Source organism: Pseudoalteromonas sp. SR45-5, from assembly GCF_014163565.1.
In the GTDB taxonomy this organism is placed as follows: domain Bacteria; phylum Pseudomonadota; class Gammaproteobacteria; order Enterobacterales; family Alteromonadaceae; genus Pseudoalteromonas; species Pseudoalteromonas distincta.
This window is the reverse complement of record NZ_JACJDN010000003.1, coordinates 1-14,631: the sequence shown is the minus strand read 5'-3', so window position 1 is coordinate 14,631 and position 14,631 is coordinate 1. Positions and strand designations below refer to the sequence as shown.

The window sequence follows — 14,631 nt, the reverse complement described above, 5'->3', positions numbered from 1 at the left end:
TATGCATCCCCTTTTAGAAAAAGCTCAACAACTAAAACAGCAACTTAACTTTAATTGGTCGCTGATTTTTGGAGTGAGTTTTTTTCTGGTTGTGGTTATAGGCTTAGTACAAATAACCACAGGTGTATCTGATTGGTTAGTTGAAAATAAAGATGCTCAAATTAAGCACCTTACAGTGCAAGGGCATCCCAAATACACAGATGAAACGGCAATTATAAAAGCAATTAAAAAAGCCGATTTAAGTAGTTTTTTTGAACTTGATGTTAAGCACGTGCAGCAGCTAGTTCAAGACTTGCCTTGGGTTGCTACCGCTTCGGTACGTAAACAATGGCCTGATACTATACAGGTGTATGTAGTTGAACATGAAGTAGTTGCTCACTGGAATAGCGACTTGTTGCTCAACCAAAGTGGCCAAGCATTTCAAGCCAGCAGCGATAAGTTAGATGATAACTTACCGCAGTTATATGGCCCAGAAGGTAGCGAAGAAGAGGCGTGGGTTGCTTTTAAGCAATTTGATGAAATGCTCAGAGTTAATGGTTTAACATTAACAAGTTTGGCATTATCGGAGCGTTTTTCGTGGCAACTTTGGCTAGATAACGGGATTCGCTTAAATTTAGGGCGTAAAGATAAAGCCAAGCGTGTACAACGTTTTATAGACGTTTATCCACGAATGGAACAACGTGCAGATGCACAAGTAGATACAATCGATTTACGGTATGATACCGGCCTTGCAGTAAGCTTTAAGCCAATGCAAGAAGAACAATTACAAAATAAGAGTAAGGCATGACTAAGTCAGCAGAAAGAAACCTAGTAATAGGATTAGACGTTGGCACCTCGAAAGTGGTTGCCACGGTAGGTGAAATCACCGCAGATAACAAGCTCAGCATTGTTGGTGTGGGCAGCCAAGTATCTCATGGTATGGATAAAGGCGGCGTTAACGATTTAAACTTAGTGTCTGAGTCTATTCGACGAGCAATAGACGAGGCCGAGTTAATGGCTGATTGTCGTATAAGCTCTGTGTATTTGGGTATTTCTGGCAAACATATACAGTGTCAAAACGAAAGTGGTGTGGTGGCAATTAATAACACCGAAGTCACTGACGAAGACATTGAAAACGTAATACATATTGCGCGTTCTGTGCCTATTTCAGCAGAGCGTAAAATGCTACATGCATTGCCGCAAGAATACAGCATCGATATGCAAGAGGGCATTAAAAACCCACTAGGCATGAGCGGCGTTCGTATGGAAGCGCGTGCACATATCATTACGTGCTCAAACGACATGGCAAAAAATATCGAAAAATGTGTAGAACGCTGCGGTCTTGAAGTCGATCAACTTATCTTTACTGCCCTTGCGTCTTGCTATTCTGTACTAACAGATGACGAAAAAGAGCTAGGTGTTGCAGTACTTGATATTGGTGGCGGTACTATGGATATCACCATTTATATTAATGGCGCACTTCGTCACTCTGCCGTTATACCTGTAGCGGGTAACCAAGTTACTGGTGATATTGCAAAAATATTTCGCACACCTATATCACATGCAGAGTCACTCAAAGTACAATACGCATGTGCTAGTAGCCAAATGGCAAGTAGCGAAGACACAATTGAAGTACCAAGTGTAGGCGGGCGACCAGCAAGGTTGATGTCGCGCCATACATTATCTGAGGTGGTAGAGCCTCGTTTTAGAGAATTATTTGAGCTTGCGATGGAAGAAATTCGTCGTTCAGGCTTAGAAGACCAAATTGCGGCAGGTCTCGTTATAACAGGCGGAACTGCTAAAATGACTGGCGCTATGGAAGTGGCAGAAGACATCTTCCAAATGCCAGTAAGAATAGGCAAACCAATCGGGATGGTTGGTTTGACAGACTATGTAGATGATCCTTCGTACGCAACCGCTGTTGGTTTGTTACAATACGGGCGTACCATGCAATCGATGAATGCACAAAAGTCGAAAGCAGAGGATAACAATAATTGGTGGAACCGCATTACTAAATGGTTCCAAGGCGAGTTTTAAGACTCAAGTCGGAGAGTAAACATGTTTGATATAATGGAACAACACAGCGAAGAAGCTGTAATAAAAGTAATCGGCGTGGGCGGTGGTGGCGGTAACGCTGTTGAGCACATGGTAAAACAACAAATAGAAGGCGTGCGTTTTATAGCCGCTAATACGGATGCGCAAGCATTACGTAACTCTGCTGCCGATATTACAGTTCAACTAGGCACGCAAATAACCTCTGGGTTAGGTGCGGGCGCAAACCCTGAAGTAGGCCGTAAGTCGGCTGAAGAAGATGCAGATACAATTCGTGCCAGCCTTGAAGGCGCCGATATGGTATTTATTGCAGCCGGTATGGGCGGTGGTACAGGTACTGGTGCTGCACCGGTAGTTGCTAAAATTGCTAAAGAACTCGGTATTTTAACCGTTGCAGTTGTAACACGTCCTTTTGATTTTGAAGGTAAAAAACGTGCAGCAGCCGCTGAACAAGGTATTAATGAATTGTCAGAAATTGTAGATTCACTTATTACAATTCCTAACAATAAATTGCTTAAAGTTTTAGGGAAAGGGACTACACTTCTAGATGCCTTCGCTAAAGCTAATGACGTATTATTTGGTGCGGTACAAGGTATAGCAGAGCTAATTACACGCTCTGGTTTAATTAACGTGGATTTCGCCGATGTTAGAACAGTAATGTCTGCAATGGGTACTGCAATGATGGGAACGGCGTCTGCGTCAGGTCCTGATCGTGCACAAGAAGCTGCAGAAGCAGCTATCTCAAGCCCACTACTAGAAGACGTTGATTTAACAGGTGCTAAAGGTATCTTAGTTAATATTACCGCTGGTATGGACATTGCGATTGAAGAATTTGAAATTGTTGGTAATCACGTTAAAGCACTTGCGTCAGAAAACGCAACGGTTGTTGTTGGTGCGGTAATCGATCCAGAAATGACTGATGAGCTACGTGTAACGGTTGTTGCAACTGGTTTAGGCGGCGATCGTCGTCCACAGTTTGGTATTGTTGATAACGGCTTTAAAAAAGCATCAGGTTCTGATGTTGCAAGCACATCAAACCAAACGAGCAGCATGTACGTACCAAGTTTTGCAAGCCAAGATACAAACGCTGAAGAAAATACGACTAAAGAGCAAGCGCAAAGCAAAGAAAAAGCGCCTTCAACGAGTTCAAGTTCTTCAGCGCAAAATAGTAAAAAAGCAGATAAATCAGAAGGTGGTGATTATTTTGATATTCCCGCTTTTTTACGTAAGCAGGCAGATTAACATTTAATAATACTTTTGTTTGAAATATGTACAAATATTGAAAGGCAAAAGGATTTATGTTAAAATCCGCCGTCTAACTGTAACTGATTTAAAAGTGAGCATACCTATGATTAAACAGCGTACGATTGCACAAGTAGTCAAAGCCATAGGAATTGGACTTCATAAAGGTGAGAAGGTCACAATAACTCTCCGACCTGCGAGCGCAAATACTGGGATTGTATTTCGTCGTGTCGACCTTGATCCGGTTGTTGATTTTGAAACAACACCTGAAGCCGTTGGTGATACGCAGTTGTGTACCTGTTTAATTAACAAAGATGGTGTTCGCTTATCAACTACTGAGCATCTTATTGCAGCTGTTGCTGCAATGGGCATTGATAATCTAATTGTAGAATTAGACAGCTCAGAAGTGCCGATTATGGATGGTAGTGCATTACCATTTATATATCTGTTACAAAAAGGCGGAATTGAAGAACAAAACGTTGCTAAACGCTTTATCCGTATTAAAGAAAAAGTACGCATTGAAGAAGATGGTAAGTGGGCTGAAGTTGAACCATATGATGGTTTTCATATCGACTTTGAGATTGCATTTAACCACCCAGCTATCAATGAAAGTCGCCAACGTATTGGGTTGGATATAACAACGCAAAGCTTTATTGAAGAAATTAGCCGTGCGCGTACTTTTGGATTTATGAAAGATATTGAATACATGCATGCAAACAACCTAGCGCTAGGTGGTAGCATGGATAGTGCTGTGGTACTTGATGAATTCAAAGTTTTAAATCCTAATGGCTTACGTTATAGCGATGAGTTTGTTAAGCACAAGATATTAGACTGTGTTGGTGACATGTTTATGACAGGTCATAACCTTTTGGGTAAAGTAACTGCATTTAAATCGGGTCATGATTTAAATAATAAATTACTACGTAAAATTATGGCTACAGAGTCAGCATGGGAGTGGGCAACATTTGAAACGCCTGTGACGATGCCTGCACCCGGTCTTGAGTTAGTTCAAGCCTAAAAGCAGTAAAAGAACAGCTCACAAACAGTTATAAAAAATGACGCTAATTAGCGTCATTTTTTTGCGTAAAATTTACTCTATTATAACTCTAAAAGAGCTTGTAACTGATTTAAATGAGTTACTGTATAGATTGGTTTTATTCCATCGGCTAATTGCTCACCAGGGTGTTGTAACCAGCAGGTATCAATACCTGCATTGTTGCCGCCAAGTATGTCACTTGCAGCAGTATCACCCACCATAAGTATCTCGCTTTTATCTGGGTTACCCATTAGCTCAAATGTGTGCTCAAAAATCGCTTTATTTGGTTTTGCTATACCCACAAGTTCAGATATTACTAACCATTCAAACATATCTTTTAAGCCAGTATGCTCAAGGCGTACGGTTTGTAAGCGGGCAAATCCGTTAGTAATAATACCTAATCGAGCATTTGGCTTAAGTTTATTTAAAAGCTCAATAGCACCAGGTAATGGCTCGCAAATTTGCGCCATAGCATCTAAAAAAGCATCGTTTAGCTCTTTTGCGGGCACATTGAGTTTTGAAGCCCATTCATTAAAGCGTGTTACTTGTAAGTAATCTGCGCTAATAGTGCCATTTTGATAATCAACCCACAGCTGCTTATTGGTTTTTTGATAATGAATATAGTCGTCTTGGCTAAAATCTACGTTGTAAGCTTTAAACATGCGAGTCATGCCCGCTAAAATATCAAACCTAAATAAGGTTTCGTCTGCATCAAACAATACATAGTTGTATTTCATTAAACTTCCTAAATTAATTTGTTTGGCTGTAGAGATCTACGTGTAGAAAGGGCGCCATAGCTAAAGTGAGTGCTTGTGTATAGGTGCTTTCGCGCGTGGCGTGATTGTTTGTAAGTAACCCAATAGCGCCCCCTTTTTGTTTAACGTTGGTGGTATTAAATGCTTTGTCCATTACATCGCCAAGCTCTTCGCCGTTAAGTAATGCGTTATAAAGCACTTGAGGCAAGGGGAGGTTGCTGCTGCGCCCTACAACCTGATTTAAGGCATTATCAATAACTACGTAAGCAAAGGTTGCTGCACCATAGCTAAATTGCTCTGCACCGCCTTCCATTGCCACGTAGTAGTGAGCTTGGTAATGCTCTTTGCAATAATTAACACGGTTTTGTGCGCCAACACGTGTTTCTTCTTCGCCAATAGGTTGATCTGGCACATTGGATAGGGCATCAACACCTTGGCAATCAATTTCATGTTCAGGGAAATACATTGCAAAAATATGTTTAGCCGCGTTAATTTTTACAGGGTTTTTAGAACCCACAATAATTTTTAATGAGTACAACACAATGTCCCTTATTGTTAATAAAATCAGCAGTGTACGTGAGAGAGCTCAATCTTAGAAGAGGAGTTAAATAGGTATATCCAAAGGTGCTAAGTTTTCCAGTGCACGCTTTTTCAAAATAATATCTTTAATAAGTGGAGTAAGAACCAGCTCCATAGCTAAGCCCATTTTGCCCCCTGGTACTACAAGCGTATTAATACGAGACATAAAACTGCCTTCGATCATCCGTAAATAATAAGGAAAATCAACATCATCAATCCCCCTAAAGCGAATAACTACAAAGCTTTCATCAAGAGATGGAATATCTTTGGCGCTAAATGGGTTTGATGTATCAACGGTCGGCACGCGTTGAAAATTAATATGGGTACGAGAAAACTGCGGGGTAATATGATTTATATAGTCATCCATACTGCGCACAATAGAGCCCATAACCGCTTCGCGAGAATGGCCTCGTTCGGATGTATCGCGTATTAATTTTTGAATCCATTCAAGGTTAATAATTGGAACCATGCCTATTAATAAATCGACATGCTTTGCAACGTCTACATCTTGATCAACTACACCACCGTGTAACCCTTCATAAAACAAAATGTCAGTATTATGGTCAAGATCTTGCCAAGGTGTAAATGTACCAGGTAATTGATTGTATGGAACGGCTTCATCAAAGGTATGTAAGTAGCGGCGTAACTTTCCTTGACCTGTTTCGCTATAGTTTTCAAACAGCGTTTTTAAAGCGCCAAAGTCATTGGCCTCTCGGCCAAAGTAACTAATATGTTTACCTTCTTGTTGTGCTTCTCGAACTTTTTTATCCATTTCGGGGCGAGTGTAACGATGAAAGCTATCTCCTTCGACAAAAGCCGCTTGAATATTAAGGCTACGGAAAATATGTTTAATTGCATTCGTTGTGGTGGTTGTACCCGCACCAGATGAACCCGTAATCGCAATAATAGGATTTTTAGCTGACATGTTAATTCTCTTTTTTAGGACCAGGTTTTATAACCAGACTAAACTTAACATTATTTTAAGTCGTTTGGGTATCTTAAGAGTTGACTGACTTAGCTCAAGTGACGCCATCAGCAAATAACGTTATCATGAGGTGCTTAAAATTAAAACGAGAGAAAGCATGAAACTTATTAAACCATTACTTGGATTATTTTCTATAGCAGCGCTGAGCCCAATAGTGGTGCAGGCTAGCATGCCAAAAAGCCAAGTATTACTTGCTGATTTAAATACACCTTTCGGGGTACAAGTTAGTATTGTGAGCGATAAAAATAGTTATAACAACCAACCGCACTTAACAAGTACAGGTTTATACTTTACTCATGAAGTAATTAATAAAGGGCAAAGCCAAACTGATATTGCTTATTATGATTTCACGTCAAAAAAAGTTACCAATATAACTAACTCTCCCGTAAGCGAATACTCACCAACAGTTATGCCAAGTGGTGATGCGATATCAGCGATTGTTGTAGAAGCTGACGGTAAGCAAAAATTGTGGCAATACCCACTCAAAAATGAAGATGCGCCACGTCGTATTTTTGATTGGATTGAACCTGTTGGATACCATGCATGGGGTGTCCAAAATGATTTAGTGATGTTTATTTTAGGAAAGCCTCACACGCTTCAATATACTTCAGTTGCACAAGCGAAGGGGGAAATAGCTGCCAGTAATATTGGCCGAACGCTTATTTATAACAACTCAATGGCTGCATTTTTATTTAGTTACACTAAAAACGAGCAACACATTTTAGCGAGTTTTAATCCACAAGATAAACAAGTTGAAGACCTATTAAGGTTACCGGCTCAAGTTCAAGATTTTATTTTAAAAGATAATGCGACTATTGCTTATGCTATTAAAAACCGCGTTTATCAGCGTAAACTTGATGGAAGTGATGAAGTATCGCAATGGCTTAATTTAAGCACCTACTGCGAAACAAATATAACAAGAATGAGTTACAACAATGAAAAACTCGCTTTTGTATGTGATATAACAAAGTGAAGCAGACAAATAAATTCAGATTTTATTGTGTGTATGCGTTAATCTAATACGCAAATTAACTAATAGGGATTACACGTGGCTTATAGTGCAGACGAGCTGACAGAACAGCTCATTAAATTACAGTGCAGAAGTAATTTTAAGATTAAAAATATTGCAGAGTACATGTTAGTAAACTCTAAAGAAGCATTTTATACCCACAGCGAAAGCGGCAAGGGTAAAATAGTAATTCGCCCAGCATTTGAAGTGTTTAGCGATGATTTTAATGATATTGATGGCGTGACGCGTGCGCAAGGGTACTTCCATAGCAGTGAGATGACACGCTTTCCTACGCGCATTTTTAAAAGCGCTCAACCTATTCACTACGGTGTTGCGTTTAAAATAAATTCTGAGCAAGCAGCCAAAGATTTTATAGCCAAGCTAACTATGATTATTGGTAATTAATAAAGCAAAAATATAAACGTAAAAAGCCGCTGAATTTATTTTCAGCGGCTTTTGTATTTTTATAGCTCAATAAACCTAATAATTACTTACTTTTTAAAAAGCTATTAACCGATTCAAGTTCACGTGTTTTAAGCGCGATACAATCGTTTGTGCTTTCTTCAAGCTTACTTAATGTACGAGCGTAACCAGCTACATCAGCTACTTTTTCGTTAAAGAAGGTTTTTGTTGTCGCTAAACTTTCTGCATCACAGCTTGCAGTTGTAAAGTACGGCAAGTTAGGTATAAAGAACGGCGGTAAGCTTGCTGTTACTTTATCGTAGTTACTGTAAACCCAATCAATAAATAATGCTTGGCGCTCATCTGTGTAACTTTGACCTGACAAAATAGTACGCATGTCAGATGCCGTTACTTCATCCGTTAAGCTATAAGCTAATACCGCTTTTTGTAACTCAGGTTTACCAAAAAAGCCCATAGCTGCAAGCATGTTTGTGCGTACTTGCGGATCTTTAGTCGTTTTAAACGTTGTCATGAATTGATCAAGCAGCGCTTTGTCACCATGAAAAGCAGCAAGAGTTAAGTACGTACCCGCTAAGTATGGGTCTACCTTTTGTGGATCATTTAAATAAACCTGCGTTTGTTCTTTGGCTTTATTGATGACGTTTTGATCTTCACCATCAAAACCTAAGCGTGATACAACGGCTGCACGAAGTTGTGCAATAGCACCATCTTCACCCGCTTTTGCTTCTAAACCATATTTTTTAGCAGCAGGCGTTACTGCACCGCGAATAAATTCAGGCCATAGGCCTTTATTGCTATCGTCTTTAAAAGTGCGCTGTTGCGACACTAAGTAACCTAGTGCGGTATTTGCTACGCGAGGGTGGCTATCGCTTACGAACACTTCAAGTGTTTGCATTAACTTAGCAGCAGATATAACACCAGCATCAAGTAGCGCATCAGTAGCAGATAGTAACGCTAAGCGTTCACGGTCACTCAGTACGTTTGGTGCCTTTTTAACAAGTGCGCTAAATTGTGCATCATCCATTACCCAGCGGTAGTAGCCTAATGCACCTTGGTCGGGATAAATCCACTCTGGTTCAAAGTCTAAATCTAGTGTTTGGCTTTGTTTATTAAGTAATACGTTTGCTGTTTTCACTTTATCGCCAGCACCATATTTAATTGCCACCGGTACATTCCATAACTGCTCTGGCGCATCAACGCCTGCGTTTACAAAGCGGCTTTGTGAAATAGTTACTTTGCTACCTTGTTGAGTTACTTTAACTAGTGGGAAAGAAGATTGCTCAATAAACGATTTTAAAACACTCGCTACGTCTTTATTTGACGCTTTACCAAGTGCTTCCCATAAGTCGGCCGCTTCAGCATTCTTATATGAAAACTCTTTTAAGTAGCTTTGAATACCTTTTTGAAATGCATCTTCGCCAATCCAGTTTTCAACCATAGCAAGTACTGAGCTGCCTTTACTGTAAGCAAGACCTAAACCGTCCATAATGTCGGCTTCAGTTTTAATTGGCTTACGAATAGGCTTGGTGCTTAGGCGTGCATCAAGTGCCATTACATTGTTTTGTGGCAGGTCTAAGTGCGATTCAAACTCAGGGTTAAGCTGTTTAGTAATTTTTGCAGCCATCCAGCTAGCAAATGCTTCGTTTAACCATAAGTCGTTCCACCATTTCATGGTTACTAAATTACCGTACCATTGGTGAGCAAGTTCATGAGCAATAATTGATACATTACGCTGTTTTTTACTGCGTGTTGCTGCAGCTAAATCAACTAATAAAATATCTTCTCGGTAGGTTACTAAGCCTGAGTTTTCCATTGCGCCAAATGGAAACTCTGGTACCGCTACTGAGTCTAATTTTTTGTAAACGTAAGGAATACCAAAATACGCTTCAAGTGCGCCCAGTACTTTTGGCATGTTTTCTTTTGCGTATTGGGCTAAGTGAATTTTACCTTGAGGGGTAATTACACGACCAGGAATTGGCATGCCTTTAATATCTAATTCTTCAAATGGGCCAACAGCCATCGCGACTAAGTATGAAGGAATTGGCGGCGTTTTATCAAAAAAGTGTGTGGTCATATCGCCATCAACCGTTGTTTTTAGTTCTGGCGTATTTGAATATACTTTTTGTGATGTAGGCGCGGTAATCGTTAACTGAAATGGAATTTTGTAACTTGGCTCATCAAAAACAGGAAATGCACGGCGTGCATCACTCATTTCAAATTGAGTAAATAAGTAAGGTGTACCTTGGTCTAACGTTTTGTATAAACCAACACTTTGACGGTTATATGGCGCTGAAAAATCAACTTTAAGGGTGTATTTACCTGGTTGAATTTGCTCATCACAGCTAAATTTAACTTTACCTGTTTTAAGCATTTCGTTGTTTAAGTCACAGTTTTCGTCGCCAAGCAGTTGCGCCATTTTAACAGCGTAAGCTACGCCATTTAATTCAATGTATTTTGTTGGTTTTAGTACTTCTATGGAAATCTCAGTCATCCCTGTGAATGTATCTTGGCTCGGATCGAGTGTTAACGATACCTGTTGAGAACTTGGTTTTGCGAGTTTTTCAATAACGAATTCGTTAGCGTTTGCAGCACCCATTGCCAAAGCAACGCTCACTGTTAAGAGGCTTTTAAGAAACATAGTGATCCCTAGATTGTTGTTGTTAGAAACTACCCTAAATAGGCTTTTTTATGCTCATATTATTAGGGGGTTAGATATCCTAACAGTTTTTTTTAATAGAGTAATTGATTATAACGATGACTTTAAGGGGAAATAGTAACAAAGTTTGTCAGTGGCTTTCGCGTGTTATAAAACGCTGCCAATGCAGGTGTGAGTTAATAATACGTATTTTTTGGATCACGTTATTTAATAAAAGCACGTCCTTAAATTCATTATGTGGGTATTCGTTAAATCCCATGAGGTAGTTAAAGGCGTCTTTAGAGTTGGCTTGCAGAGCATGTATACGAACTTGTTGCTCAAAGTTAAGACGAAGGCTGCTTATGGCTGTTTTCATACCGAGTTGATCAACGTTTGGTATATCACACTTTTGTAAATAGCCGGCTCGCTCACCTTCACCTGAAAACCAAATACGGACTTTTTCACTGTATCTGCCAGTTTTAGCGGGTAAGTCGAACATTAATCGTTGTTGATTTTGTGATTTTATGAATGCTAAATATTCATTAAACCCGGCATCTATAAGTGCCTGATGCACTGGAACTAAGCGAGGTTTTATCTTACCGTGAGTATGAAAATTAAAACATAAGACATCTTTTTCAAGGGACAGATCATCAAGCGTTAGATAGCCAATTTCATCGCTATATGCACCACTGTAGTATGCAATTAGAGGAAGCCAAAAATGCCAGTGTTTTGGTTGCTCACGTGCAACTTTAAAATCACCGTATATATATCCATTATAAAGAGTGTGCAGTTCCATGGCTGAAAAGGGCCGGCGACCAAGATGGGTTTTCAACGTAATACCTTGAAAATAATGATGTGTTTTATTTTATACCCAACTAGCAGTAGATGCTAGTCGGGTTTTATCCGCTCTTAAAATAAAGCGTATAAAGTATTACTCACTTAAAGCGCGAGCTAAACCAGTAGGTTCAATCTCTGTACATACTTGGTCATCATTCCAGTTAATGCCAACAAGTGCGTTATCTTCATTTAAATCTTCAACCCATGCATCTAAAAATTCATCAAGATTTATTTCTACAGGGCTGTAGTCTTTCCACTCTTCTTTACATTGCGCTTTAGCTGCTTCTTCACTTTCCCAAAGCAGTAGTACGTCAGTTTCGTCAAATTGGTTAGAATCGCACACTACAAAGCCATTATCTTCTGCACCAAGTGCCCAAATTACTTCGCTAACACGTACTTTTTCTACAAAGTTAACTAGTTGTGATTCAATTTCGATATCGCTCATGTGTTTACCTTTTTAAATTAGTGACGAGGATTAGTATCTATTACTGCTTGACGCTTGCCATATTGCTTATGAAAAGCAACAAGCTCTGAATACTGACTAAAGTCAGTTAATTCACGAAAGCAAATCCAATCAAGCAGGCAGTATAAACTGATGTTGAGGTATTCACAGCTTTTAAATTCTTCATCGCTTAAATGGGTATTTAAAAAGCTTAATGTTTGTTCAATTCGTTCGTTTTGCAAATTAAAAAAGAGTTTATCGCTTTTGGTGTCAAATCCAGAGCGTTCACATAGCAACATTTCTACTAGCGAATCGTTACAGGCATTTATAGTCGTAAGTAAGTGCTCTTGCGGCCACGTTAGTTTTGGTTGACCTGTTTTTTCAAGTAAATAGCGCAATATAGAATTAGAGTCACTAAGTGTTAAGTCGCCATCTACCAGAATAGGAATCTTTCGAGCTGGATTTTTACTGGCCATAGTAGGGCGATCTTGCTCAGAAAATATATCAAGACTCACAAGCTCTAGTTTACAGTTGTTTTGTTGTGCCCAAATTCTAATTCGGCGCACGTAAGGTGAAGGTACAGAACCAATTAATTGCATAATTACTCCATAAAAAAGCCGCATAAGCGGCTTTTATAAAACGTTACTTACGATACAGTTAAATTTATTCTGAACGGCTAGTAACTTCAAGTAAATGATAACCAAATTGAGTTTGCACAGGGCCTTGTACTTGGTTAATTGGAGCTGAAAACACAACTTTATCAAACTCTGGAACCATCATACCAGGACCAAACTCACCAAGAGCACCGCCATCTTGACCTGATGGGCAGTTTGAATGCGCTTTAGCTAATTCAGCAAAGTCTTCGCCTTGCTCAATTTTTGTTTTTAAGTCTAAGCATTGTGCTTCACTGTCTACAAGTATATGTCGTGCGCTTGCTACTGTCATAAAATCTCCCGAGTATAGTGTGGTGTTTTTTTAACCGAATTAAAATATCATTCTAGTTAGTTTCAACTAATTGTACCAGTATAAACTTATTTATCAGAAAGCAAAGTTTCAATTGCAGCAATCATTTGTTCTGAATCAGGTGCTGCTTTGCTGTTAAACCGTAAAACCGTCTCACGATCAGCAGACACTAAATACTTATAAAAGTTCCAATTTGGAGAGCTAGTTTGCTCATTCAAATATTTAAAAATTGGGTTCGCTTTACTACCACGCACTTCGCTTGTAGCAAACATAGGGAAGGTTACACCATAATTTACAAAGCATACTTTTGCAGTTTCTTTTTCACTATCCTCTTCTTGAAAAAAATCATCAGAAGGGAACCCTAATACGACTAAGCCTTGTTCTTTGTATCGTTGATATAGCGCTTCAAGGCCTTTAAATTGGGGTGTAAAACCACAGTTGCTTGCCGTGTTTACTATTAATAAAGGCTTATTTTTAAATTGGCATAAATTAATAGATTCTTTTGAGCGCAGCTTTCGAATATCGACATTGGTAAAATCTTGACAGTCTTGGGTAGAGGTTTGGTTTATAGTTGATGATGTTTCAGCGTGGAGTGGGGCATTAATAAATAAAGCCATTAATCCTATTATAATTTTTTTTAGCATTACATTACCTAAACTTTTCAATTGTTTGATTGGATAATCATACGCTAATATGAAACAAATTGATCAACCTTTGAATGACCTATGACAACCCGTTTAGCAACTATTGATGATCTTAATGAAATTGTAGCCATTTATAACGAAACCATTGCAGGGCGAATGGTAACTGCAGATACCGAAGAAGTTACTGTTGACGAAAAGCGTGACTGGTTTAATAGCCATAACGATAAAAGGCCTATTTATGTTTACTGCGAAAATAACCAAGTACTTGCTTGGGTAAGTTATAAATCGTTTTATGGGCGTCCTGCTTACGATGGCACAGTAGAGATGAGCATTTACATTACCCGTAAAGCACAAGGTAAAGGGCTTGGTAAAAAGCTAATGATATTTGCTCAAACACAAGCTAAGCAATTAAATATTAAAGTATTGCTTGGTTTTATTTTTAGTCATAATTTACCCAGTGTTAAATTATTTAAGCATTTTGATTTTGAAATATGGGGCGAGTTGCCAAGCGTTGCCATAATGGATAACAAGCCCTACAGCCTGACTATTTTTGGAAAGCATCTTAAATAAACTGTTTTTTGAAAGCTTGTAATATTTTTTTACAAAATAACGATAGGGCTTTATGCCAATTAAATAAAAATAGACTACGCTGTTAGGATATTAAGTTTATTAATTTGAAGTGTGGCTTGATGATTCGAAAAATATTAATTATTGATAGTAGTAGTGTCATCGCGATGCGTGTGAAAGTGCTTTTAGAATTAATAGGGTGTGAGGTCGAATTAATTCATTTCAGCATGCTAGACATGTATACCAATATAGGCGATTACGACTTAGTTGTTGTTGCCCATGGTGTGCCTGTTGATTCTATAAAACCGCTTGTAAGCGAAGTAGCGCAAGAGCGCTTTATGCTGCTTGCGCCAAAAGCACAAAGTGGTGAGCAACTAACTGCGTTTAGCGAGCTAAATCATATTGCGCCTGACGCAACCGTGGTCTACCCATTTTTTTCTAATAAAGAAATTACTTCTCTTTTAGAGAGCCTATTAGAATTGG

Annotated in this window: 16 protein-coding genes and 1 pseudogene; 8 read left to right on the top strand and 9 right to left on the bottom strand. The window is 39.0% G+C overall.

What is annotated here, in order from left to right; genetic code table 11:
• Position 1 precedes the first annotated feature (1 nt).
• The 4 genes from H5072_RS00390 (at position 2) to lpxC (ending at position 4,291) form a co-directional block, all read left to right on the top strand.
• Entirely contained in the window at positions 2-787 is a 786-nt protein-coding gene (locus H5072_RS00390; RefSeq protein ID WP_002957996.1) for a cell division protein FtsQ/DivIB, read from the top strand.
• Positions 784-2,016, top strand: a complete 1,233-nt coding sequence (ftsA, locus tag H5072_RS00385; protein ID WP_007582937.1) for a cell division protein FtsA — start codon at positions 784-786, stop codon at positions 2,014-2,016. Before H5072_RS00390 ends, ftsA begins: the two co-directional genes overlap by 4 nt.
• Positions 2,017-2,037: 21 nt before the next feature.
• Complete coding sequence (gene ftsZ / locus H5072_RS00380) at positions 2,038-3,273, top strand: cell division protein FtsZ (protein ID WP_154903867.1); 1,236 nt, start codon at positions 2,038-2,040, stop codon at positions 3,271-3,273.
• Positions 3,274-3,379: 106 nt separating this feature from the next.
• On the top strand, positions 3,380-4,291 hold the full coding sequence (gene lpxC, locus H5072_RS00375; RefSeq protein WP_182692341.1) for a UDP-3-O-acyl-N-acetylglucosamine deacetylase: 912 nt from the start codon (positions 3,380-3,382) through the stop codon (positions 4,289-4,291).
• 80 nt (positions 4,292-4,371) lie between these two features.
• Here the strand turns inward: lpxC and yjjG are convergent, their stop codons facing one another.
• From yjjG to H5072_RS00360, 3 genes are all read right to left on the bottom strand, one after another.
• Entirely contained in the window at positions 4,372-5,046 is a 675-nt protein-coding gene (gene yjjG / locus H5072_RS00370; RefSeq protein ID WP_182692340.1) for a pyrimidine 5'-nucleotidase, read from the bottom strand.
• Positions 5,047-5,059: 13 nt separating this feature from the next.
• A complete protein-coding gene (yjjX, locus tag H5072_RS00365; protein ID WP_096040826.1) occupies positions 5,060-5,605 on the bottom strand; it encodes an inosine/xanthosine triphosphatase in 546 nt (181 codons plus the stop codon).
• Positions 5,606-5,668: 63 nt separating this feature from the next.
• Complete coding sequence (locus tag H5072_RS00360; RefSeq protein ID WP_002958002.1) at positions 5,669-6,568, bottom strand: phosphoribulokinase; 900 nt, start codon at positions 6,566-6,568, stop codon at positions 5,669-5,671.
• A 157-nt stretch (positions 6,569-6,725) separates the two neighbouring features.
• Between H5072_RS00360 and H5072_RS00355 the strand changes: the two genes are divergently transcribed.
• Together H5072_RS00355 and H5072_RS00350 are read left to right on the top strand one after the other, a co-directional pair.
• Positions 6,726-7,601, top strand: a complete 876-nt coding sequence (locus H5072_RS00355) for a hypothetical protein (protein WP_058154159.1) — start codon at positions 6,726-6,728, stop codon at positions 7,599-7,601.
• Between the two features lie 75 nt (positions 7,602-7,676).
• Complete coding sequence (locus H5072_RS00350) at positions 7,677-8,042, top strand: hypothetical protein (protein ID WP_007376965.1); 366 nt, start codon at positions 7,677-7,679, stop codon at positions 8,040-8,042.
• Between the two features lie 82 nt (positions 8,043-8,124).
• Here H5072_RS00350 and H5072_RS00345 read toward each other — a convergent pair whose 3' ends face one another.
• The 6 genes from H5072_RS00345 to H5072_RS00320 all read right to left on the bottom strand — a co-directional run bounded on the left by H5072_RS00345 (position 8,125) and on the right by H5072_RS00320 (position 13,581).
• Complete coding sequence (locus H5072_RS00345) at positions 8,125-10,698, bottom strand: M1 family metallopeptidase (protein ID WP_182692339.1); 2,574 nt, start codon at positions 10,696-10,698, stop codon at positions 8,125-8,127.
• Between the two features lie 148 nt (positions 10,699-10,846).
• Positions 10,847-11,527: a hypothetical protein gene (locus H5072_RS00340; RefSeq protein WP_138488564.1), complete on the bottom strand. Its 681-nt coding sequence runs from the start codon at positions 11,525-11,527 to the stop codon at positions 10,847-10,849.
• 99 nt (positions 11,528-11,626) lie between these two features.
• A complete protein-coding gene (locus tag H5072_RS00335; RefSeq protein WP_002958007.1) occupies positions 11,627-11,977 on the bottom strand; it encodes a DUF2750 domain-containing protein in 351 nt (116 codons plus the stop codon).
• Between the two features lie 17 nt (positions 11,978-11,994).
• Positions 11,995-12,573, bottom strand: a complete 579-nt coding sequence (locus H5072_RS00330; protein ID WP_182692338.1) for a glutathione S-transferase family protein — start codon at positions 12,571-12,573, stop codon at positions 11,995-11,997.
• A 64-nt stretch (positions 12,574-12,637) separates the two neighbouring features.
• Positions 12,638-12,919 (bottom strand): peptidylprolyl isomerase, encoded by a 282-nt coding sequence (locus H5072_RS00325; RefSeq protein WP_002958009.1) that lies wholly within the window; start codon positions 12,917-12,919, stop codon positions 12,638-12,640.
• Positions 12,920-13,005: 86 nt separating this feature from the next.
• Positions 13,006-13,581: a glutathione peroxidase gene (locus tag H5072_RS00320; RefSeq protein ID WP_182692337.1), complete on the bottom strand. Its 576-nt coding sequence runs from the start codon at positions 13,579-13,581 to the stop codon at positions 13,006-13,008.
• An 81-nt stretch (positions 13,582-13,662) separates the two neighbouring features.
• On the opposite strand from H5072_RS00320, the gene H5072_RS00315 reads away from it, so the two are divergent.
• Together H5072_RS00315 and H5072_RS00310 are read left to right on the top strand one after the other, a co-directional pair.
• Positions 13,663-14,151, top strand: coding sequence for a GNAT family N-acetyltransferase (locus H5072_RS00315; protein WP_039485299.1), 489 nt, complete (start codon positions 13,663-13,665; stop codon positions 14,149-14,151).
• A gap of 119 nt (positions 14,152-14,270) precedes the next feature.
• Positions 14,271-14,631: pseudogene (locus H5072_RS00310) on the top strand (hybrid sensor histidine kinase/response regulator); the annotation flags it as partial.